This window comes from Micromonospora endophytica, assembly GCF_003236305.1.
Taxonomy (GTDB): domain Bacteria; phylum Actinomycetota; class Actinomycetes; order Mycobacteriales; family Micromonosporaceae; genus Micromonospora; species Micromonospora endophytica.
This window is the reverse complement of record NZ_POTX01000064.1, coordinates 1-21487: the sequence shown is the minus strand read 5'-3', so window position 1 is coordinate 21487 and position 21487 is coordinate 1. Positions and strand designations below refer to the sequence as shown.

Sequence of the window (21487 nt, the reverse complement as noted above, 5' to 3'; positions counted from 1 at the left end):
CCCATGACCACGTTGACGCACACCGTCGACATGTCGCCGCGCCGAGGGGCGCGGTGGCTGCGACACAGCCTCGTACTCGCCCGCCGCAGCCTGGCGAAGACCTCCCGCAACCCCGGCGTCATCATCAACGGGGTGGTCACGCCGGCCCTGTTCCTGGTGCTCTTCCTGTATCTCTTCGGCAACGCGGTGGCCGGCACCACCGACGAGTATCTGCAATACCTGTTCCCCGGGATCCTCGTGATGGGGGCCGGGCTGACCGGTCTCGTCTCGACCGGCACGAACATCAACATCGACCTCAAGAACGGCGTCACCGACCGCTTTCGCAGCCTGCCCATCAGTCGGCTCGCGCCGCTGCTCGGCTCGGTGCTCGCCGACCTCGTCCGCTACCTGGGCGCCGTGGTGATCCTGTTCCTGATCGGACTCGCCCTCGGTTTCCGCGCTCAGGGTGGGCTCGTGGCCGTAATCGCCGCCCTCGGCCTCGCTGTCCTGTTCGGCTTCTGCCTGAGCTGGATCACCGTGCTCATCGGCGTCACGCTCAAGAGCGCCGAGGCCGTCCTGGCGTTCAGCTTCCTCACCTTCCTGCCGCTGCAACTCGGCAGCAGCCTGGCCACTCCCACGGTCAGCCTGCCCGGCTGGCTCCAAGCCTGGGTGAACATCAATCCGGTGACCTCGGTGATGGACGCCTGCCGTGCCCTGCTCAACGGCACGCCGGCCGGGGCACCCCTCGCCACCACGCTGATCTGGTGCGCGGCGATATTCGTGATCTTCTGCCCGCTGGCGGTCTGGTCCTACGGCCGACGCGACATGTGACGCGCTCAGTCGAGCACCCAGGCCCGGATCCCGTCCCCCACCTCAAGGACATTCACTGCGATGAGGGCCGCTGAGCCGGCGGCACAGATCAGCAGGGCGGCCCTCAGCCACGGGGAGAGAGCCGCCCTGCGGGCAGCGAGCAGCCCCAACCCGCCGAGGCCGAGCACACCCGCGATGAACGGGCCCAGGGTGGCACCGACGAGCGGTAAGAACGTGGTCGTGTACTTCATCGGGAACAGATCCTTGGGGTCGTGCGGGCCGCTGTCCGCCCCCGCACCGTTGAGCCCGTACGCGAAGTAGGGAATGACGGCGAGCAGGAAGTAACCGCCGACGATCAACGCCTGCCCGAATACCAGCGCTTTGGCCGTTCGTTCACCCAGCGGGAGATGGCTGGCCGCCCCGGCGGCACTCATGCTTGTCGTCATTGCCGCAGCGTAGGCGACGCCCCGGTCCGCACGCTGCCCCATCGCCGCTGAGCTGGCCTTTCCGGTCCCGTCCGCCGGGGGCGGCGCGGTCAGCGCAGCGGCCGGTGGAACGCGCGCAGTTCCGCCGCGAACAGGTCGGGCATGTTCGTGCGCCGGGAAATGTCGAGGTGCCGTCGAACCGGGCGTGGGTGCCGGACGTAGAGCGCGTACCAGCCGTTCAGTCGGACCGAAGGAGCGCAGGTGGCCAGGGAACAGGAACGGGAACGGGAACGGGAACGCCGGAGGCGGCCGAGGAGAACGGCCGACAGCTCGGGCAGCAGTGAGGAGCGTGCCCCGACCACGTCGAGCCGCTACAGCGACACCTCCGGCAGCAACTACGACAACCCGCGGCGGGCCAGCAACAGCACGGCCAGCTCGGCGAGGCCCGGGGGACCAGGCGTCGACGACTACCGGAACATGGTGGGCAGCTACCCGACGTCCGACCGGAGCAGCAGCAGCAGCCCCGGCCCGCGGGAGCCGTTCGACATCGAATGGGGTGGCGACCAGGTCAGCCGGCACCAGTACGACGAGCAAAACCGCCTGCTGAACTGGGTGCAGAGCGCCGGCACATGGGTGCGTAACAACGACGAGCGGATCGCCACGTGGATCTCGATGCTCGGCTCACCGCTGCTGCAGGGTGCCGGTGGGCAGGCTGGCAGCCTGGGCACGGTGAGCGCTGGGGTGGCATTGGCAGGCGGACCCGGCATGTACGTGTTCACCAAGCATATGGTGAACGCGTTGCGCCGTAACAACGCCGACCTGTACACCGCTGCCTACGCCGCGGTCTCGGCCACTGGTGCGATCGCCTGGGGCTTGGGCACCGGAGGCGTGGGCGGTGACCGGACGCGGGACGCCGGCGCGATTGTGCATGCCGGCGGTACGGCGATGATGGGCTGGCACCAGTCCCGGCCACAGCCGGCACCGGCCCCTGGGCTACCGCTGTTCAACCACCCCAACACGCACCTTCCCAGTCCGGCGTCGTCCCGCAGTTCCCTCCCCCCTCCGATGCCGCCGCCCGGCTCCTTCGTAGGGCCGCCGCCCGGGCCGTACGCTCCGTCGCCCGGCTCCTTCGGTGGGCCGCTGCCCGGGCCGTACGCTCCGTCGCCCGGCTCCTTCGGTGGGCCGCTGCCCGGGCCGTACGCTCCGCCGCCCGGCTCCTTCGGTGGGCCGCCGCCCGGGCCGTACGCTCCGCCGCCCGGCTCCCACGGTGTGCCGCCACTCGGCTCCTTCGGTCCGCCGCCCAGTTCCTTCGGCGGTCCACCGCCGCCCAGCTCCTACGGTCAGGGCAACCCCTTCAGCTCGGGGGCCAACGTGCACGGGTTGGTCCATAGGCCGATCCGCCGCCCGTCGAACTACGGACCGGGTCCGAGTGACCCTCCCCCCGTCCGCGGAGAGGACAAGCAGCACAAGCGCGGTCGCGGCGGGGGCGGCGGGGGTGGCCGCAAAGGCTAGTGACGGTTCGGCAGTAGACGCGGCCAGAACCGGCCCGGCCAGCTAGCGCGCCGGTGGCCCGGGACGCACTGCCGGTCCCGGGCCCTCGGCGGCGATGCCACCGCTCCAGTTGGTTGCGCCGGCCGAGGAAGGAGGCAATGGACGCCCACCCGTGGGGGCTGCTGCGCTCAGTCGGCAGAGACCTGGGTGGCGGTGGCGACGACCTGGTCGATCAGGCCGTAGTCGCGGGCCTGCTCGGCGGTGAACCAGCGGTCCCGGTCCCAGTCCTGCTGGATCTCGTCAACCGTACGCCCGCTGTGCTGGGCGATCAGCTCCATCATGGTCCGCTTCACGCTCAGCATGTTCTCCGCCTGGATGGTGATGTCGGCGACGGTGCCGCCGAAGCCGCCCGAGGGCTGATGCATCAGGATCCGGGTGTGTGGCAGCGCGTACCGCTTGCCGGGGGTGCCGGTGGTGAGCAGAAACTGGCCCATCGAACCGGCCAGACCCAGCGCCAGGGTCGCCACGTCGTTGGGTACGAAGCGCATGGTGTCGTAGACCGCCATGCCCGCGCTCACCGAGCCGCCCGGCGAGTTGATGTAGAGCTGGATGTCCCGTTCCGGGTCCTCGGCGGAGAGCAGCAGGATCTGGGCGCAGATCCGGTTGGCGCTCTCGTCGGTCACCTCGCTGCCGAGATAGATGATCCGTTCCCGCATCAGCCGCTCGAACACCTGGTCGCCGAAGGTCCGCTGGCCGTCGTCAAGCATCGTGGTCATGTCGTCACCCCTCCACCCGCCGGCGTGCGACATCTCCTCGCCCGGGTGCCGGCTCAACCAGCCTGCGCGGCGAGTCCGCTCGCTTTCCAGCGGTTCTGCCGGCGGCAGATCCGCCCACGGCAGAACGGGTGACACGACCGGCGGCGGCAACCCGGCCGGGATCGGCTCGCGGCCGGCAGCCGGCGAGGCGACCGGGCGAGCGAGTGGGCGGCAACGGCCGGCTCGGCCAGCACGAAGACCCGGATCCCGCCGGTACGGCTGCCGTCGAACCCGGCACCGTCCAGCCCGCCGACCGGGAGGGCGTGCCCACCGAGCCAGGTCGACGGGATGCCGAAGCCACCCCCGTGCAGGCGCGCGACGGGCTGGGTGGAGCCGTCCGTACCGAACCCGACGGGAGCGATCCGGCGCCCGGCCGGCACCTGGCCGATCCCGGACCGGGCCGGCAGATAGCGGGCCTGGGGTGCGGCGGGCAGCCGCCGCTCGACCCGGCGCAACTCGTCGCGTACCTCTTCCAGCAGGTCGGAGAGGTAGAGGCCGAGCGCACCGCAGATCGCCGCGAGCACCTCGGAGGAGGCCTCCTTGCGGCCCCGCTCGACCTCGGAGAGATACGGCACGGAAACGCCGGCGGCCTGGGCCAACTCCCGCAGGGTGAGGCCCTGGCGCTGGCGTTCCCGGCGCAGCACGCCGCCGATCACCCGTCGCAGCAAAGACATGCCGGGCCTCGCTTTCGCCGGTCCTGCGTCGACTTTCCCATCATGCCCGGCTGCGGGGCGACCTGTCGCCCCGCCCCGGCGTGCGGATCCCCCGCCAGGGGCTATGTTGTGGGCGTGCAGGTGACGGTGGGGCGGGGCCCCCGGTGATCCATTTTCCGGCGCAGCGGCGTGGACCGCTCAGCGCGCTGAGCCTACGGTTGGCCGCCGCCGTCGGGTTGGTGCTCGCCGTGGTCGCGGTGGTCTACGTCGAACGCGATCAGTACCGCGACATCAACGGCGACGGTCTGACCCTGCTGGACTGCTTCTACTACGCGGTGGTCTCGCTGTCGACCACCGGGTACGGCGACATCGTCCCGTCCACCCAGAGCGCCCGGCTGGTGAACGTCCTGTTCATCACCCCGGCCCGGGTGCTGTTCCTGATCATCCTGGTCGGCACCACGCTTGAGGTGCTGACCGAGCAGTACCGGACCGGCCGCCGCCTGCACCGGTGGGAGAGAAAATTGAAGGACCACGTCATCATCTGCGGCTACGGCACCAAGGGACGCAGCGCGATCTCGGCACTCATGGAGAACGGGCTCGACAAGTCCCGCATCGTCGTGGTCGAGCGCAGCGGTCCGGCGCTGCGGCAGGCCACCTCGAACGGACATGTCGCCATCGAGGGGTCGGCGACCCGCTCGTCAGTGCTCAACCAGGCGCACGTGCGTACCGCCAAGGCCGTGATCATCGCGACCGACAGCGACGACGCATCGGTCCTGGTGGCGTTGACCGTACGCCAGCTCACCGCCGGTCAGGTCCGGATCATCGCGGCTGCCCGGGAGGCGGAGAACGCCCCGTTGCTCAAGCAGAGCGGGGCGCACCACGTGATCGTCTCCTCGGCTACCGCCGGCCGGCTGCTGGGCCTGTCCACCTCGGCGCCGCCCCTGATCGACGTGGTGGAGGACCTGCTCACCCCCGGTCAGGGCATGGCGTTGGCGATGCGGTCGGCCGAGCGCCACGAGGTCGGCCGCAACCCGCGCGAGCTGGAGGCGCTCGTCATCGCCCTGGTCCGCCGGGGCAAGGTGGTCACCCTGGCGGACCAGGCGGGCGCGGTGATCGAGACCGGCGACCTGCTGGTGCACGTACGCGACGACCGGCCCACCGCGAACACTCTGCCCTGACCGATTCGGCGCCGATCACTCTGCCCGGACCGATTCGGCGCGGAGCACTGCCTGGATCGGCTGAGAGGGCGCTCAGTAGCTCTCGGGCCGGTCTTCCTCGGTGCAACCGGCCGCCTCGGCGCAGGTTACCGGGGTATCCCGGGCTGCCCGCCGGAGCAGATCGTAGAGTGTGTCGCGCTCGGCCGGGCCCAGCGCGCCGAGCACCTCGTCCTCGGCACCGGCCAGGGCGTATTCGGCCTCGTTGAGGCGTTTCGCGCCGTTTCGGGTGAGGCGGACGACGTGCCGGCGGCGATCCTCCGGTGCGCGTCGTCGTTCGATCAAGCCTGCCGATTCCAGTTCGTTGAGCAGTCCCACCACGTTGGTGCCGTCGAGTTGCAGGCTGCTGGCGAGCCCCTGCTGGCTGATCCCATCCGCGTCGCGTAACACGGTGAGCGCGACCAGGTGCCGGGGGCGCAGGCCGAGTGGGGCCAGCACCGACTCCGACCGGATCCGCATCCGCCGGGCCACGAACTGGAGCAGCGCGCCGGAACGGCGCTCCGTCTGGTCGACCGGCCCGGCAGTCATGTGACCCACTTTACCCGCGCCAGGAAACATAGCCCTGCTATAAATGGTTGGTGCTACACAAATCATCTGTGAGGAGTTGACCAATGCCGCACCTGTTGCACATCGACTCGAGCATTCGGGGGGAGCAGTCGGTCAGCCGGCGGCTCACCGCCCGCGCCGCCGCAGCCTGGCAGGCCGCGCACCCGAGCGGCACGATCACCTACCGAAACCTGGGTAAGGAGCCGCTGCCGCATCTGGATGAGGCCGGTGGGCTGGCCGGCATGACGCCACCCGACCAGCACACCCCCGAGCAGCGCCGATTCTGGGAACTGACCGAGCAACTGGTGGCCGAGGTCAAGCAGGCCGACACCGTGCTGCTCGGCCTGCCGCTCTACAACTACGCCGCGCCGAGCAGCGTGAAGAGCTGGGTGGACCTGCTCATCGCGCCCGGCCTGTCGTACGATCCGGCGACCGGCACCGGGCTGCTGGGTGACCGCGAGTTCATCGTGCTGGCGACCCGGGGTGGCGGGTACGGCGCTGGCACCCCGAACGAGGGCTGGGACCACTCTGAGCCCTGGCTGCCGCACGGTCTCTCCATGACCGGCCTGACACCGCGTTTCATCGCCGCCGAGCTGACCCTCGCGCCGGTCGTGCCGAAGCTGGCCGAGCTGATCTCGTTGCACGAGGAGAGCCTCGCCGCGGCCGAGCGGGCCATCGACGAACTATGGGTGCCGGCGGTGGTCTGAACCTGCCCGGTACCCGTAGGGCGGGCCGTTCCACTACGGAACGGCCCGCCCGGGGCTATCTGTCGACTCGTGCGTACCGGTCAGCTGATCGTCCAGGTGTCGCCGCTGTTCAGCAGGGCGGCGAGTTGTTCCTCAGGCGTTTCGGTCACCGTCGCCTTGGCGTCGGCCAACTGGCTCTGCACAACGCTGTCGTACGACGGCCGGCGCACCGAGCGGAACACGCCGATCGGGGTGTTGCGCAGGTCGAACCCGGGCAGTCGGGACAACGCGAACGCGTACGCCGGGTCGGCGACCGTCGCGTCGTGCACCACGATCTCCTCGGCCGGGGTGGACGCGGTCTCGCGTACCTCCAGGCCGAAGCCGCCCGGCGGGTGTACGACGCAGAACTGCCCGTCCTTGCCGAAGGTGATCGGCTGGCCGTGCTCCAGCCGGATCAGGTAGTCGTCCCGGCTGTCCGGGCTCTTGAGCTGCTCGAACGCCCCGTCGTTGAAGATGTTGCAGTTCTGGTAGATCTCCACGAAGGCCGAACCTTCGTGCTCGGCGGCGGCGCGCAGCACCGACTGCAGGTGCTTGCGGTCGGAGTCGATGGTGCGGCCGACGAAGGTCGCCTCCGCACCCAACGCCAACGACAGCGGGTTGAACGGCGCGTCCGCCGAGCCGACCGGGGTCGACTTCGTGATCTTGCCGACCTCGGAGGTCGGGCTGTACTGCCCCTTGGTCAGCCCGTAGATCCGGTTGTTGAACAGCAGGATCTTGAGGTTGACGTTGCGGCGCAGCGCGTGGATCAGGTGGTTGCCGCCGATGGAGAGGGCGTCGCCGTCACCGGTGACCACCCACACCGACAGGTCGGGGCGGGAGACCGACAGCCCGGTGGCGATCGCCGGAGCGCGCCCGTGGATCGAGTGCATCCCGTAGGTGTTCATGTAGTACGGGAAGCGCGACGAGCAGCCGATCCCCGAGACGAAGACGGTGTTCTCGCGGGGGATGTTCAGCTCCGGCATGAACTGCTGGATGGCGGCGAGAATCGCGTAGTCGCCGCAGCCGGGGCACCAGCGCACCTCCTGGTCGGACTTGAAGTCCTTGGCGGTGAGCTTGAGGGCGACGGGCTCAGACATTCTTCAGGACCTCTTCCAGCATCGTCTCCAGCTCGGCGGCGGTGAACGGCAGGCCGCGGACCTGGTTGTAGCCGATAGCGTCGACCAGGTAGCGGGCCCGGATCACGTGGGCCAACTGGCCGAGGTTCATCTCGGGAATGACCACCCGGTCGTAGGAGCGCAGCACCGCGCCCAGGTTGGCCGGCATCGGCGCGAGGTGCCGCAGGTGCGCCTGGGCCACCGGCAAGCCCCGCTGGCGCAGGGCACGGCAGGCCGCGCCGATCGGGCCGTACGTCGAACCCCAGCCGAGCACCAGCACCCGGGCGTCGCCGTCGGGGTCCTCGACCGCGACGTCCGGCACCGGGATCGCCTCGATCCGGGCGGCCCGGGTACGCACCATGAAGTCGTGGTTGGCCGGGTCGTACGAGATGTCGCCGGTCTTGTCGGCCTTCTCCAGGCCACCGATGCGGTGCTCCAGGCCCGGGGTGCCGGGCACCGCCCACGGCCGGGCCAGGGTCTGCGGGTCGCGCAGGTAGGGCAGGAAGGTGGTGCCGTCCTCGGCGTTGGGCGCGGTGGCGAACTCGACCCGCAGGTCCGGCAGGGACGCGACATCCGGCAGCAGCCACGGCTCGGAGCCGTTGGCGACGTAGTTGTCCGACAGCAGGATCACCGGCGTGCGGTAGGTCAGGGCGATCCGTGCCGCCTCCAGCGCCGCGTGGAAGCAGTCCGACGGCGACTTAGGCGCGATCACCGCCACCGGCGCCTCGCCGTGCCGGCCGAACAGCGCCATGTTCAGGTCGGCCTGCTCGGTCTTGGTCGGCATGCCGGTGGACGGCCCGGCCCGCTGCACGTCCACGATGACCAGCGGCAGCTCCAGCGCCACCGCGAGGGAAATCGTCTCGCCCTTGAGCGCCACACCCGGGCCGCTGGTGGTGGTGACGCCGAGCGCACCGCCGTACGACGCACCAAGCGCCGCGCCGATCGCGGCGATCTCGTCCTCGGCCTGCATGGTGGTCACGCCGAACCGCTTGTGCTTGCTCAGCTCGTGCAGGATGTCCGAGGCCGGGGTGATCGGGTACGCGCCGAGGAAGACCGGCAGGCCGGAGCGGACCCCCGCGGCGACCAACCCCAGCGACAGCGCCGCGTTGCCGGTGATGTTGCGGTAGGTGCCCGACGGCATCTTCGCCGGCTTCACCTCGTACCTGACGGAGAAGTCCTCGGTGGTCTCGCCGAAGTTCCAGCCGGCCTTGAAGGCGGCCACGTTCGCCGCGACCAGCTCGGGCCGCTTGGCGAACTTGCGCTCCAGGAACCGCAGGGTCGATTCGTAGGGCCGGGAGTACATCCAGCTCAGCAGGCCGAGGGCGAACATGTTCTTGGCCCGCTCGGCGTCCTTCTTGGACACGTCCTGCTCGGCCAGCGCGCCGACGGTCATCGAGGTCAGCGCCACCGGGTGGACCGCGTAACCGTCGAGAGTGTCGTCGTCGAGCGGGTTGCTCGCGTAGCCGACCTTGGCCAGGTTGCGCTTGGTGAACTCGTCGGTGTTGACGATGATGTCGGCACCGCGCGGCAGGTCGGCGAGGTTCGCCTTGAGCGCTGCCGGGTTCATCGCCACCAGCACGTTCGGCGCGTCACCCGGGGTGAGGATGTCGTAGTCGGCGAAGTGCACCTGGAAACTCGACACACCCGGCAGGGTGCCGGCGGGCGCCCGGATCTCGGCCGGGAAGTTCGGCAGCGTGGAGATGTCGTTGCCCAACTGCGCGGTCTCCGAGGTGAAGCGGTCACCGGTGAGCTGCATGCCGTCGCCGGAGTCGCCGGCGAACCGGATGACCACCCGGTCCAGTTGGCGGATCTGCTTGCTCACGGCCGCACCTCGTTTCGTCGCGTGCCGCGCCGCGGCCGGCTGAACTGACTGGTGACCCCGTCTTGCCCGGCCACGAAGACCTCCTTGACGCACCGCTGACCGGCCGTAACGGTGACCGCCCGGCCCGCTGTCGTTCCTCACCTCAGAGCCTACGTCGGATCACGCTCGCACCCTGCCTGCAGGTCCGCCGACTGGGATCGGATCGTGGGGGCTTATGTACCCTATTGCGGGCTTTCGCCCGGCCCGCCGTAATCCAGATCACCGCTCACCCGGCGGGCCGGTCGCTGCGGCCGGAACCAGATGCCACCCTCCGGCTCCGGCCCGGCCCCGCCGGGCTGTGCCGACCCCACGCCCAGCCCGGCGTCCGGCACCGCCATGCGGCGGCGCAGTGACACGGTGACCAGGATGAGGGCGATCAGTACCGGCAATGCCGCAAGCGCGATCAGCCACCCGGGGGACCAGGTGGTGGCGGGGGCTTCCGCACTGGCCGCCCCGGCCGGGAGCGCGCTCGGCACGTCGAGGGCCCCCGGTGGCGGCACCACCGCCGGTTCCGCTTCCGCCGCGGTGATCCGCAAGTCCAGCCGGACCCGACGGCTGGGTCCGTCACGCGGTTCGAGTTGACCGATCACCACCCCGGCGAGCGGTGCGGCGCGCCGGGCCGATGGCGTCGCCGTCACCGGCAACCGCAGCTCCTCGGTCCGCCCCGCAGACACCGAACCCAGGTCGCAGCGGGTACGCGTCGGGTCGACGATGACGCAGTCCGCCGGCGGTGCCGGCACCGTCACGCCGGCGGGCAGCACCACCTCGACCCGGCCCTGGGCGTCCACCGGGCCGCTGTTGCCCAGCCGGACGTTGAGCCCGGCACCGCCGTCGACATCGAGGGCGACCTCGTCGGCCCGCAGCGTGATGCCGCCGCTGTCGGCCCGTACCTCCACCGGCCGGGACGGCGACCCGGTAGGCATCGGCGTCGTCGTCGGCGGTGGGCTCGGCGGAGCGTACGTGGGTAGTGGCGGCCGGGTCGTCGTGGGCGGCCCGCCGCTCGGTGTCGGTACGCCGGTGGTGACGCTCGGTGCCGGTGGCGATGGTGACGGCGGCGGGCTGGTCTCGCCCGGCGGTTCCACTGTCGCCGGTGGCGGCGAGGTGGGCTCCTCCGGGTCGCCAGGCGGCTCACCGGGTGGGTCGAGTGCTTCCCACTCGCCGCTGTGGCCGTCGGGCCCGGCGGTCGCCGCCCAGTCGGGCGTCACTGCGACGCCGGTCGCCGCCCAGCCGGGCGCCACCGCGACGCCGGTCGCCAGACCGACGGCCAGGACGGCGGCCAGCAGCGGACCGGTCCGCCGACGGTCGGCCGCCCGCGGGCTGAGTCGTCCGTGCCGCCGGACCATCGGACCTCCGTGCTGGTGGGGGGTGGTGCTCATCCTGGCCAGAAGTTGCCTGGGGACACTAGTCGCTGGTGAAAACAAGTTCGCAACGGCCCGCCGGAACGACGGGCACGGTAGGCTGACCGACCGTGACCGGTTACCTGGGCTCGTACGCGACGCTCGGGTTGCTGCTGCTCGTCGGCGTGCTGTTCCTGGTCGTCGCCTTCTCGGCCAACCGCGTGCTGCGCCCCGCCCGGCCGGCCGACCCGCTGGGCAAACGGGCAAGCTACGAATGCGGCATCGACCCGGTCGGCGGTGACTGGGCGCAGATGCAGATCCGCTACTACGTCTACGCGTACCTCTACGTGGTCTTCGCCGTCGAGGCAGTCTTCCTCTTCCCCTGGGCGTTGGTCTTCGACCGGCCCGGCTTCGGGCTGGTCACGGTGGTGGAGATGGCGGTCTTCGTCGCCGTCCTCGCGCTCGGCCTGCTCTACGCCTGGCGCCGCCGGATCCTCACCTGGACCTGAGCCGGGCCGGTCGGGCTCAGGCCAGGCCGCGGCGGGTGAGCCTGGGTGGCCGGGTGCCCGCGACGGCGGCGACCATGTCCAGGACGCGCCGGGTGGGGCGGACCTGGTGGGCCCGGAACACGCGGGCACCCAGCCAGGCCGAGATCGCGGTGGCGGCCAACGTGCCCTCCAGCCGCTCGCCGACCGGCAGATCCAACGTCTCGCCGATGAAGTCCTTGTTGGAGAGGGCGACCAGCAGCGGCCACCCGGTGCCCGCCAACTCCCCGAGCCGCCGGGTGATCTCCAGCGAGTGCCGGGTGTTCTTGCCGAAGTCGTGAGCCGGGTCGATGAGGATCCCGTCGGCGCGTACGCCCAGCGAGACCGCGCGCTCGGCGAGCCCGGTCACGGTTCGTACGACGTCAGCCACCACGTCGTCGAAGGCCGCGCGGTGCGGTCGGTTACGCGGGCTGAGTCCGCCGGCGTGCGAACAGACAAGCCCCGCCCCGGTCCGCGCGGCGACCTGAGCCAGCGCCGGGTCCGCCCCCGACCAGGTGTCGTTGAGCAGGTCCGCGCCGGCCGCCACGGCCTCCACCGCGACCTCGGCGCGCCACGTGTCGATCGAGATGACCAGTTCCGGGAAGGCGGCCCGGACGGCGGCGATGGTGCCGACGGTACGACGGATCTCCTCGGCGACGTCGACCTCGACACCCGGTCCGGCCTTCACCCCACCGATGTCGACGATCTCCGCGCCCTCCTCCACCGCGCGCTCGACCGCCCGCAACGCACTGTCGGCGGCGAACGTCGCGCCCCGGTCGAAGAACGAGTCCGGGGTGCGGTTGACGATCGCCATCACCACCAGGTCATCGGGGCCGAACGTCCGTCCGCCGAGCCGCAGCACCCCGGGCACGTCGCCTCCCTCACCGCCGTACGCCACCGGCCGAATCCGCCGCCGGACACCGGTGACGCTATCCGGTCGCCGGCCTGGCGTTTCCCGCCCCCGTCCGGTACGCCGCGCCGGGTGGGGGTCGCTCCGTTCCCGTAGACGTGCCACGATCAGTGCATGGGTCAGCTTCTGCTCGTGCTGCTCGTGGCGGTGACCGTCGCGGCGGTGGTCTTCGGCGTGACGACACTTGTCAACGGCAGGGATCCCGGTCTGGTGCCGGTCGAGGCGGACGGGCGGGCGGTGTCACTGCCCGGTGACCGTCCACTGCGCGAGTCGGACGTGGGCGAGGTGCGCTTCGACACCGCCCTGCGCGGTTACCGGATGGCTCAGGTCGACCAGGCGTTGCGCCGGGCGGCGTACGACATCGGCTACAAGACCGAGCTGATCGGCGTCCTGGAGGCCGAGGTGGCCGCCTTGCGGCAGGGGCGCACCGCCGAGGCCGACGCCCTGCAACGAGCCCGTGAGCAGTCCGCCGGCCGGGCCACCGCCCCACCCGATCCGGCCGCCCCGACCACCGAGCCCACCGTCACGGCCATCGAGCCGTTCGCCACGGTCGCCGAGCCGGCCGTCCGCCCCGACTCGGCCGCTGTGGCCGCCGGGTCGACCGTCGGCCCCGACCTGGCCGCTGTGGCCGCCGGGTCGACCGCTGTGACCGCGGGGTCGGCTGCCGCGGGAGGTGCGTCTGCCACCGCCACGGCCGGCGAGGATCACCCGCCGGAGGCCGGGGATCCCACCCCGGAGAGCGGCACCGAGTTCGGTGCCGAAGAGACCGGCGAGGAGACCGCCGCACCGCCCGGCCCGACCTCGTCGGTAGCCGAGTCGACCGCCGAGGTGGATCCGGTGGAGGGTGCGGCGGGTGCGCGCGGCGAGGCGTCGACGGATGAGCCGGACGCTGCCGCGGTCCGCTCGGAGTCGAAGTGAGCGATCCGGACACTCCCGACGATCTTCGGGAGGCGGCGCAGCCCGGTGCCGGCGAGGTCACCGCCACCGTGATCGTCAACGCGCCGGCGGAGCGTGTCTTCGCGGCGCTGCTGGCCTGGGAACGGCAGTCCGACTGGATTCCGTTCACCAAGGTACGGGTGGTCGAGGGCGACGGTGGCGAGGGCAGCCTGATCGAGGCGGTCACCACGCTCGGCCCGGCGGTGCTGCGGGACGAGATGCGCGTGGTCCGGGTCGACGCGCCGTACGAGATCGGGGTGGTGCACTGCGGGACGCTGCTGCGTGGCCCGGGTGTGCTGCGCTGCACCCCGATGGCGAGCGGCCGCACCCAGGTCGTCTGGCACGAGTGGTTCCACGTGCCCGGTGGCCCGGCCGGCCGGGTGGCCTGGCCGGTGCTCTGGCCGGGCTCCAAGTTCAGCCTCACCCAGGCCCTACGCCGCTTCGCCCGCCAAGTCGAGCACGGCCACCTCCCCTGACTGTCCCCACCCGCGCAGCAGATCTTGGACGTTTCCGGCCCCTCTGGGGGCGATTTCGCACCAAGATTCGCGGCTTTAGGGTGGGTGGGTGAGTGATCTGGCGGTCGGGGTGGATGGGCTGGCTCGGTGTGCGTGGGGAGTGAGCACCCCGGAGTATGCGGCCTACCACGACACCGAGTGGGGCCGCCCGCTGCACGGTGACGACGCGCTCTATGAGCGGATCACGCTTGAGGCGTTTCAGTCCGGGCTCTCCTGGCTGACCATTCTGCGCAAGCGGGAAGCGTTCCGGGCGGCCTTCGACGACTTCCGGATCGCCACCGTCGCCGGCTACGGCGAGGCCGAGGTGACCCGGCTGCTCGCCGACGCCGGCATCGTCCGCAACCGGGCCAAGATCGAAGCGGCAATCGCCAACGCGCGGGCCGCGCTGGAGCTGCCCGAGGGCCTGTCCACGCTGCTGTGGTCCTTCGCCCCGCCCGGCCGACCCCGGCCCGCCAGCCACGCCGAGGTGCCGGCGTTGACCGATGCTTCCACCGCGATGGCCAAGGCGCTGAAGAAGCGCGGCTTCCGGTTCGTCGGCCCGACCACGGCGTACGCGCTGATGCAGGCCACCGGGATGGTCGACGACCACCTCGTGGGCTGCCACGTCGTTGCGGCCCGCGCGGGCGTGGTGGGATAGAAGCATGACGACCGACACCGCGCAACGGGTGAACGGGGCGAGTCACGCGGAGGGTGCCGGCACCTGGGCGGTGCTGCTGCCCGCCGGGCGGTACGACGCCGAGCGGCTCGTCCACCACGACACGCTGGAGCTGACCGGGCTGGCGGATGTCAGCCTGCCCCGCCCCGGTGACCAGATCGCGGTGCTGGCCGACGAACCACCCCGACTGGTGGCGGTGGGGCGGGTGGCCGCGCCGACGGTCCGACGCCCCGAGGACCCGGACGATCCGCAGTCCGACCCGGGGCCCGAGACGCTTGTCGTGGCGTACACCCGACGTGCCTTCGACGAGCCGGTGCCGGCCGACACGCTGGCCCTCGGCGGTCCGCTGACCGCCCTCGACCCGGGCACGTTTCGCGAGCTGGTCGACCGGCTCGGCCCGCCGCCGCAGCGACGGTCCTGGCTGGTCAGCCTGGACCTGCCGATCGAGGCCGACTCGCCGGCCGAGGCGGTCCGCCTGTTCTGGGCGTACGTGCAGGAGTTGGGCCCGCGTGAGCTGCCCGCCTTCGTCTCGCCCTCCGGCGACGAGCTGGCCATGCAGGCTTTCGTGCTCGGCGCGGAGGCGAACCAGGACCCCGAAGAGGACGACTGACGCCGGTGCCCGTCAGCGGCCCTCGAACACCGGCTTCTCCTTGTTGACGAAGGCCATCGTGGCTGCCCGGTGGTCGTTTGTGCGACCGCAGATCGCCTGCGCCTGCGCCTCGGCGGCCAGCGCGTCGGCCAGGGTGCCGGCATCGGCCACGGAGAGCTGGCGCTTGATCGCCGCGTACGCCACGGTCGGGCCGGCGGCCAGCCGGGCGGCGAGGTCCTGGGCGGCGGGCAACACGCCCTCGTCGTCGTCGACCAGCCGGTTGAGCAGGCCCAGACGGCGCGCCTGCTCGGCCCGTACCGGCTCGGCCAGCATCAGCAACTCGACGGCCTTGGCGTGGCCGACCAGCCGGGGCAGCGTCCAGGATGCGCCGGTGTCGGCGGCGAGCCCGACCTTGGCGAAGGCCATCAGGAAGCTGGTCGTGGGCCCGCCGATGCGGATGTCGGCCAGGAACGCCAGCGAGGCACCGGCCCCGGCGGCCATGCCGCGGACCGCGGCCACCACCGGCTTGGGCATGCTGGCCAGCCGGGCGGCGATGGGGTTGTAGTGCGCCTGGACGGTGTCCAGCGGTTTGCCGACGCCCGATTCCAGGGTGGCCACGTGCTCGCGCAGATCCTGACCGGCGCAGAACGACCCACCGGCCCCGGCGAGCACCACCGCCCGGCAGCCCCGGTCGGCCTCCAGCTCCGCGAGGGTGTCCCGCAGGGCCTCTTTCAGCGCCACGTCGAGCGCGTTCATGGCCGTCGGGCGGTTCAGGGTCACCGTGGCGACGGCGTCGGTACGGTCGACGAGCAGCGGCTCGGTCACGTCTGGGGTTCCTTCTGTCGGGCCAACCGGTTACCACCGTCGAGGCACTGCTCGACGTACCGGTCGGCGGCCGGCCGGAGCCGGGCCGCGTGGCGGTCGAAGAAGCTGGCCGCGGCAACGCCGGGCCAGCGTTCGGGCAGCAGCGCCGGGGGCAGCTGCGGGTCCCGGAACAGGAAGGTACGCCACGCGTGCACCAACCGGAACCGGGCCGCGTAGGCGTCCTCGTCACCGCTGCGGACGGTGATCCCGGCCAGCGCGGCCCGCTGCTCGGCGACGAAACGCTCGTACGCCTGGCCGATCTCGGCCAGGTCCCAGGCCCGGCGGACCAGGCCCATCGCGCCGGGGGTGCCGGCGGCGTGCGCCGCACTGAACCGTTCGAAACGTACGCCGGCCTCGTCGAGCAGCAGGTCCACGTCCTCGGCGGGCCGGGTGGCGACCCAGGTCTGCTCGTCGAGCGTGCCGTAGCCGAGGTAGCGCAGGTTGGCGGCGAGCCGCTGGCGGTCCCGGCGCGCGCTCGGCGCGTCCAGCACCAGCAGATCGAACCGCCCGTCCCAGGCAACCCGTCCGGTGCGGTAGATCCGGGAGGCCGCCTCGTCGAGCCGGCGGGCCGCTTTTGGTGTGATCGAATAGCCCGGTCCGGAACCGAGCTTCAGTGGTTCGAGCCAACCCTGACGCACCATCCGGGAGACCGCCGTGCGGACGGCCGGTGGGGCGATCCCGAGCGGTGCCAGGAGCTTGACCAGGGCGGCAACCGGTGCGCGGCCACCCCGTGGCCGGAGGTGGTCGCCGTACAGGTCGAAGAGTGCCGACCGTGCCTGCATGACCGCACATTGTGACAGGCCATCTCGGGATAAGCTAGATGCTGTTACATCAATGCTGCTTCAGTTTGGGTCCGGCGGTGTTCATCAGGGAAAATCGTTGGTCGACACCCCCCGTGCAAGTTGCGGGAGGTCATGGCTAAGTGGCTGTGGGGCAACCCACCGACCCTGGTGTAGGTCTGAGGGGAGACAACATGGCGGCGATGAAGCCGCGGACGGGCGACGGTCCGCTGGAAGTCACCAAGGAGGGCCGGGGCATCGTCATGCGCGTCCCGCTGGAGGGCGGTGGCCGGCTCGTCGTCGAGATGACTCCCGACGAGGCGACGGCGCTCGGTGACGCGTTGAAGGCGGCCGCCGGCTGATCAAGGCCGGTTCCGTCGGCGACGCTCGCCGCCGCGGACGGTTTCGTCTAGGTCGCACCGCAAGGGGCGGCCTGGCCCTGAGCCACCGGCGTCGCCGGTGGCTCAGGGCCTTCATACCTTTCGCGGGTGCTCCGCCCGCGATCTTCTTCAGGAGGTACGGCTCCGCGTGCTCGCCATCCGTCTGACCGCCGAGCCGGACCGGCTCGCCACCGTGGCCCTGCCTGTCCGACCGGGCGACGCCGACGACGTGCCGGCCGGGCCGGTCCCGACCGCCGTGACGCTGCCCGACGGGGTCGGCGACGAGGCCGCCGCACTGGCCCCGCTGGCCCGACTGACCGGCCGCGCCGGTGAGATCCGCGTCCAACTCCGGCCGGGAGGTGTGCCCGAGCGGCTGGTGCTGGTGGGGATCGGCGACGGCGACGAGGCGGGCTGGCGGTCGGCCGGAGCGGCAGTGGTCCGGGCCGCCAAGGATGAGAGTCATGTCACACTCGCACTTCCGGTAGGTGTGTCGCCAGATTCGGTACGCGGCCTGGTCGAAGGGCTGATGCTGGGGTCGTACCGGTTCCGGCTGGGCGCCGACGACAAGGCACCCGCGCTGGTCGGCGTCGACCTGGCGGTCGCCGACCCGGACGCCCACCAGCAGGCCGTGGCGGTGGCCCGAACCACTGCCCGGCTGACCCGGCTGGCCCGCGACCTCACCAACACACCTTCCTCGATCAAGAACCCGGAGTGGTTCGCCGGCCAGATCGCCGAGGCCGCCGAGGGGGTGCCCGGGCTGCGGCTGCGGGTACGTGAGCCGGAGCAGTTGGCGGCCGAGGGTTTCGGCGGAATCCTCGCCGTCGGCGCCGGCTCGGCCAGCGGCCCGCGCCTGGTGGAGCTGGACTGGCAGCCGGACGACGCCCGCACCCACGTGGTGCTCGTCGGCAAGGGCATCACCTTCGACACCGGCGGCATCTCGATCAAGCCGGTGCCGGCGATGAAGCTGATGCGCAAGGACATGGCCGGGGCCGCCGCCGTCCTCGCGGCCACCCTCGGCGCGGCGGCGTTGCGGCTGCCGGTCCGGGTCACCGCGCTCGCGCCGCTGGCCGAGAACATGGTCAGCGGTACCGCCTTCCGTCCGGGCGACATCATCCGGCACTACGGCGGCCTGACCAGCGAGACGACCAACTCCGACGCCGAGGGCCGGTTGGTGCTCGCCGACGCGCTGGCGTACGCGGTGCAGGAACTCAAGCCGGACCTGCTCATCGACCTGGCCACCCTGACCGGAGCGAACGCGGTCGCGCTGGGCAGCCGTACCGGTGCCCTCTACAGCGACAACGACCAGCTCGCCAAGGACCTGCTGGCCGCCATCGACGCGGCCGGTGAGTCCGCCTGGCGGATGCCGCTGCCCACCGACTACGTCGAGTACCTCGGCAGCGACCTGGCCGACCTGCACAGCGCCCCCACCCAGGGCGGCGGCTCCGTGCTCGCCGCGCTCTACCTGCGGGAGTTCACCGGTGATCTGCGCGAGCGGTGGCTGCACATCGACATGTCCGCGCCGTCCTGGTGCGAGCGGGACGACGCGGAGCTGACCCGGGGCGCGACCGGATGGGGCGTACGCGGGCTGCTGCGCTGGCTGGGCACGCTCTCCTGACTCAGCACCTGACGGCTCTGACTCAGCACCTGACGGCGGCGAGCAACCCCTCGCCCACCGGCAGCACCGCCGGGATCCAGTGCTCCGACTCGCGGATGGCCTTGACCGTCTCGCGCACCGTCACCGTCTCCGCGTCGCGCGCCGCGGGGTCGCCGATCCTGCCCCCGGCCAGGGCACCGTTGAACACCAGTACGCCGCCGGGGCGGAGCAACCGCAGCGCGGCGTCCACGCAGGCGGTGAAGCCGGTCGCCTCGGCGTCGACGAAGACCAGGTCGTACGCGCCGTCCGCGAGCCGGGGCAGCACGTCCAACGCCCGGCCGGTGATGATCCGCGTCCGGCCGGCGGCGAAGCCGGCCTCGACGAAGATGCGTCGGGCGATCCGCTGGTGCTCCACCTCGACGTCGATGGTGGTGAGCACTCCGTCGGCACGCATGCCGCGCAGCAGCCAGACGCCGCTGACTCCGGTGCCGGTGCCGATCTCGACCACCGCGCGGGCGTTGCCGGCGGCGGCGAGCAGGCGCAACGCGGCACCCGCACCGGGGGTGACCGCGTCGAGACCGACTTCGCGGGCGAGGCTGCGCGCGGTGCGCAGCACAAGATCCTCGGCAGCGTACGACTCAGCGAACTGGAGAGCCGGGTTCGTCGAACTGCCGGAACCGGCGACCGTGGCGATGGGACACCTCCGGGCGGCGAGCATGATGCGCGGGGCGGGTGGGCACTGTGACTCTAGAGGCGGCCCGCTCGTGGCGCAGCCGGGCGGTCCACCCGCAGTGACAACCGCTGACCCCACGGGGCCCATCCGTGCAATCCTGGAAGCGGTATCCAGTCGACCGGTCCCGGGCGGCGCCCGATCGCGGAACGTGGATACCGGGGACGGAGTGGGAGGCACCGAGTGACCGACGGCTGGGACTGGCGCCAGCCCGGTGGGAACGGCGTACCGGCGGGGCAGCCGGGGCCACAACACCCGCCGGCGACACCGCTGCAAGGCGGCCAGCCGGCCGCGTCACCGCTACCGGCAGGTCCGGCGGGGACACCGCTGACCGCCGGCCCGCCGGCCACGGCAGCGCTACCAGGCGGCCCGGCGGGGGCGTCGCCGTGGTGGTCCGACGCGCTCGCCGACCCGTGGCGGGATCCGCACGCCCCGGCAGCGGTGGTGATACCGGCGGCACCGGCACCGGGTTCCGAGCCGGAACCGGTCACTGATCCGGACGCGCCCGGTCGGCCGGGACTTCGCCAGCTGATGCTGATCCCGCTGATCAGCGCCCTGCTGGCCGGCATGCTCGGCGGTGCCCTGGGGTACGCCTTCGCCGTGCGTGGCGGGGCTGCCGCGCCGGTTCTCGGCGCTCCCGGCGGCGCGGCCCCCACGCTTGCGCAACGGCCGCCGGAGTCGCTGGCCGGTGTCGCCGAACGGGTCCTGCCCAGCGTGGTGACCGTACGGGTGGCCGGGGTGGGCGGCACCAGCGAGGGCTCCGGCTTCATCGCCAGCGCCGACGGCCATGTGATCACCAACGATCACGTGGTGGCGGGCGGTACCGGCCGGGCCTTGGTGGTCTTCAACGACGGCAGCACGGCTTCGGCGACGGTGGTGGGGCAGGACCCGGAGTCCGACATCGCGGTGATCAAGGTCTCCCGGGGCGGACTGCGTCCGGTCGAGTTCGGTGACTCCGACGCACTGGCGGTGGGCGATCCGGTGCTGGCGATCGGTTCACCGCTGTCGCTGGCCAACACGGTCACCGCGGGCATCGTCAGCGCCCTGGACCGGACCATGCAGGCCGGCGAGCCCGGGGGACCGACGCGTTACTACGCCGCGATCCAGACCGACGCCGCGGTCAACCACGGCAACTCGGGCGGACCCCTGGTCGACGCGGCCGGGCGGGTGATCGGGGTGAACTCCACGATCAAGTCCCTGGTGGCGGACGGTCAGGAGGCGGGCAACATCGGTCTCGCCTTCGCCATCCCGATCAATCAGGCCAAACGGATCACCCAGGACATCATCGGCACCGGCAAGGCCCGCCGTACGGTGATCGGCGCCCAGGTGGGCGGGGCCGGTTCGGGCACCGGTGGCGAGGGCGTACGCCTCGTCGCGGTGGAGCCGGCTGGCCCGGCGGCCGGTGCCGGACTTGAGGCCGGTGACGTGATCCTGAGGCTCAACGGCCGCCCGATGAGCGAGCCGACCGACCTGATCGCCCTGGTCCGCAAGTACGCTCCCGGCTCGGTGGTGACAGTCGAGTACCGCCGGGGCTCCGACCGGCAGAACGCCTCCGTGACCCTCGCCGCGGATGTGAAGTGACCGCTCACCCTCTTCTGGGTTGGCCGTCTACGTGCGTACTCTGGCTGCGGTAGCCGGGAGGAGGCCCAGCGTGTTCGAGAACCTGAACGTGTGGGAGGTCGGTGCGCTGCTGCTGCTGGCGTTGCTGATCTTCGGCGACCGGCTGCCGGCGGTGATCGCCGACGGGCTGCGCATGGTCCGCAATCTGCGCACCATGGCCCGTAACGCCACCACCGACCTCAGCAAGGAACTCGGCACCGACATCCAGCTCGAGGACCTGCACCCCAAGGCGTTCATCCGCAAGCACCTGCTCACCGAGGAGGACGAGCAGGCGATCCGGAAGCCGTTGCAGGGCATCTACGACGACCTGCGCGCGGACGTCACGCATGTGCACAACGACCTCAAGGAGGTGGCGACCGCGGTGGATCCGCGTACGCCGGCCGCCTCCTCGTCGCCCGCCCCACCGGCTCCCGCCGCGAC

General features: G+C 71.7%; 24 protein-coding genes. 13 read left to right on the top strand and 11 right to left on the bottom strand.

Annotated elements, in window-relative coordinates:
• Positions 1–3: 3 nt before the first annotated feature.
• Positions 4–810, top strand: coding sequence for an ABC transporter permease (locus C1I93_RS12315; protein WP_223256517.1), 807 nt, complete (start codon positions 4–6; stop codon positions 808–810).
• Positions 811–815: 5 nt separating this feature from the next.
• Here the strand turns inward: C1I93_RS12315 and C1I93_RS12310 are convergent, their stop codons facing one another.
• The gene (locus tag C1I93_RS12310) at positions 816–1235 is read right to left on the bottom strand and encodes a hypothetical protein (RefSeq protein WP_146603483.1); all 420 of its coding nucleotides are present in this window, start codon (positions 1233–1235) and stop codon (positions 816–818) included.
• A 240-nt stretch (positions 1236–1475) separates the two neighbouring features.
• Between C1I93_RS12310 and C1I93_RS12300 the strand changes: the two genes are divergently transcribed.
• Positions 1476–2726, top strand: coding sequence for a hypothetical protein (locus C1I93_RS12300; RefSeq protein ID WP_146603482.1), 1251 nt, complete (start codon positions 1476–1478; stop codon positions 2724–2726).
• Between the two features lie 167 nt (positions 2727–2893).
• Here C1I93_RS12300 and C1I93_RS12295 read toward each other — a convergent pair whose 3' ends face one another.
• Positions 2894–3481: a ClpP family protease gene (locus C1I93_RS12295; RefSeq protein WP_111243395.1), complete on the bottom strand. Its 588-nt coding sequence runs from the start codon at positions 3479–3481 to the stop codon at positions 2894–2896.
• Positions 3482–3534: 53 nt separating this feature from the next.
• Positions 3535–4194, bottom strand: a complete 660-nt coding sequence (locus C1I93_RS12290) for a helix-turn-helix domain-containing protein (RefSeq protein ID WP_111243394.1) — start codon at positions 4192–4194, stop codon at positions 3535–3537.
• Positions 4195–4337: 143 nt separating this feature from the next.
• Between C1I93_RS12290 and C1I93_RS12285 the strand changes: the two genes are divergently transcribed.
• Positions 4338–5351, top strand: coding sequence for a potassium channel family protein (locus C1I93_RS12285; RefSeq protein WP_111243393.1), 1014 nt, complete (start codon positions 4338–4340; stop codon positions 5349–5351).
• Between the two features lie 72 nt (positions 5352–5423).
• Here the strand turns inward: C1I93_RS12285 and C1I93_RS12280 are convergent, their stop codons facing one another.
• On the bottom strand, positions 5424–5915 hold the full coding sequence (locus C1I93_RS12280) for a MarR family winged helix-turn-helix transcriptional regulator (RefSeq protein WP_181445141.1): 492 nt from the start codon (positions 5913–5915) through the stop codon (positions 5424–5426).
• A gap of 83 nt (positions 5916–5998) precedes the next feature.
• Between C1I93_RS12280 and C1I93_RS12275 the strand changes: the two genes are divergently transcribed.
• Positions 5999–6640 carry an FMN-dependent NADH-azoreductase gene (locus tag C1I93_RS12275; RefSeq protein WP_111243391.1) on the top strand — a complete coding sequence of 214 codons (642 nt, stop codon included), beginning with the start codon at positions 5999–6001 and terminating at the stop codon, positions 6638–6640.
• An 80-nt stretch (positions 6641–6720) separates the two neighbouring features.
• On the opposite strand, the gene C1I93_RS12270 is transcribed toward C1I93_RS12275, so the two are convergent.
• The 3 genes from C1I93_RS12270 to C1I93_RS12260 form a co-directional block, all read right to left on the bottom strand.
• Positions 6721–7755, bottom strand: coding sequence for a 2-oxoacid:ferredoxin oxidoreductase subunit beta (locus C1I93_RS12270; protein ID WP_111243390.1), 1035 nt, complete (start codon positions 7753–7755; stop codon positions 6721–6723).
• Positions 7748–9595 carry a 2-oxoacid:acceptor oxidoreductase subunit alpha gene (locus tag C1I93_RS12265; protein ID WP_111243389.1) on the bottom strand — a complete coding sequence of 616 codons (1848 nt, stop codon included), beginning with the start codon at positions 9593–9595 and terminating at the stop codon, positions 7748–7750. The genes C1I93_RS12270 and C1I93_RS12265 overlap by 8 nt, the downstream gene beginning before the upstream one ends.
• Positions 9596–9816: 221 nt before the next feature.
• Positions 9817–10977, bottom strand: a complete 1161-nt coding sequence (locus C1I93_RS12260; RefSeq protein WP_146603481.1) for a hypothetical protein — start codon at positions 10975–10977, stop codon at positions 9817–9819.
• 125 nt (positions 10978–11102) lie between these two features.
• On the opposite strand from C1I93_RS12260, the gene ndhC reads away from it, so the two are divergent.
• Positions 11103–11480 carry an NADH-quinone oxidoreductase subunit A gene (ndhC, locus tag C1I93_RS12255; RefSeq protein WP_111243387.1) on the top strand — a complete coding sequence of 126 codons (378 nt, stop codon included), beginning with the start codon at positions 11103–11105 and terminating at the stop codon, positions 11478–11480.
• 16 nt (positions 11481–11496) lie between these two features.
• Here the strand turns inward: ndhC and folP are convergent, their stop codons facing one another.
• Positions 11497–12366, bottom strand: coding sequence for a dihydropteroate synthase (gene folP / locus C1I93_RS12250; RefSeq protein ID WP_111243406.1), 870 nt, complete (start codon positions 12364–12366; stop codon positions 11497–11499).
• Positions 12367–12519: 153 nt separating this feature from the next.
• On the opposite strand from folP, the gene C1I93_RS33260 reads away from it, so the two are divergent.
• The 4 genes from C1I93_RS33260 (at position 12520) to C1I93_RS12230 (ending at position 15121) form a co-directional block, all read left to right on the top strand.
• Complete coding sequence (locus C1I93_RS33260) at positions 12520–13323, top strand: DivIVA domain-containing protein (RefSeq protein WP_223256516.1); 804 nt, start codon at positions 12520–12522, stop codon at positions 13321–13323.
• Complete coding sequence (locus C1I93_RS12240; RefSeq protein WP_111243386.1) at positions 13320–13817, top strand: SRPBCC family protein; 498 nt, start codon at positions 13320–13322, stop codon at positions 13815–13817. The genes C1I93_RS33260 and C1I93_RS12240 overlap by 4 nt, the downstream gene beginning before the upstream one ends.
• Positions 13818–13905: 88 nt before the next feature.
• Positions 13906–14493: a DNA-3-methyladenine glycosylase I gene (locus C1I93_RS12235; protein WP_111243385.1), complete on the top strand. Its 588-nt coding sequence runs from the start codon at positions 13906–13908 to the stop codon at positions 14491–14493.
• Between the two features lie 4 nt (positions 14494–14497).
• Positions 14498–15121, top strand: a complete 624-nt coding sequence (locus tag C1I93_RS12230) for a hypothetical protein (protein WP_111243384.1) — start codon at positions 14498–14500, stop codon at positions 15119–15121.
• Positions 15122–15133: 12 nt separating this feature from the next.
• Here the strand turns inward: C1I93_RS12230 and C1I93_RS12225 are convergent, their stop codons facing one another.
• Together C1I93_RS12225 and C1I93_RS12220 are read right to left on the bottom strand one after the other, a co-directional pair.
• Positions 15134–15925 (bottom strand): enoyl-CoA hydratase-related protein, encoded by a 792-nt coding sequence (locus C1I93_RS12225; RefSeq protein WP_111243383.1) that lies wholly within the window; start codon positions 15923–15925, stop codon positions 15134–15136.
• Positions 15922–16746: a PaaX family transcriptional regulator gene (locus C1I93_RS12220; protein WP_111243382.1), complete on the bottom strand. Its 825-nt coding sequence runs from the start codon at positions 16744–16746 to the stop codon at positions 15922–15924. The genes C1I93_RS12225 and C1I93_RS12220 overlap by 4 nt, the downstream gene beginning before the upstream one ends.
• Positions 16747–16937: 191 nt before the next feature.
• Between C1I93_RS12220 and C1I93_RS12215 the strand changes: the two genes are divergently transcribed.
• The gene (locus C1I93_RS12215) at positions 16938–17105 is read left to right on the top strand and encodes a DUF3117 domain-containing protein (RefSeq protein WP_013283866.1); all 168 of its coding nucleotides are present in this window, start codon (positions 16938–16940) and stop codon (positions 17103–17105) included.
• Positions 17106–17271: 166 nt separating this feature from the next.
• Positions 17272–18738 (top strand): leucyl aminopeptidase family protein, encoded by a 1467-nt coding sequence (locus tag C1I93_RS12210; RefSeq protein ID WP_111243381.1) that lies wholly within the window; start codon positions 17272–17274, stop codon positions 18736–18738.
• 22 nt (positions 18739–18760) lie between these two features.
• On the opposite strand, the gene C1I93_RS12205 is transcribed toward C1I93_RS12210, so the two are convergent.
• Positions 18761–19435, bottom strand: a complete 675-nt coding sequence (locus C1I93_RS12205) for an O-methyltransferase (RefSeq protein WP_309148197.1) — start codon at positions 19433–19435, stop codon at positions 18761–18763.
• A 339-nt stretch (positions 19436–19774) separates the two neighbouring features.
• On the opposite strand from C1I93_RS12205, the gene C1I93_RS12200 reads away from it, so the two are divergent.
• Entirely contained in the window at positions 19775–21028 is a 1254-nt protein-coding gene (locus tag C1I93_RS12200; protein WP_111243404.1) for a S1C family serine protease, read from the top strand.
• 70 nt (positions 21029–21098) lie between these two features.
• Positions 21099–21487 (top strand): twin-arginine translocase TatA/TatE family subunit (locus C1I93_RS12195; RefSeq protein ID WP_111243380.1); only part of this gene is annotated, 389 nt, incomplete at its 3' end.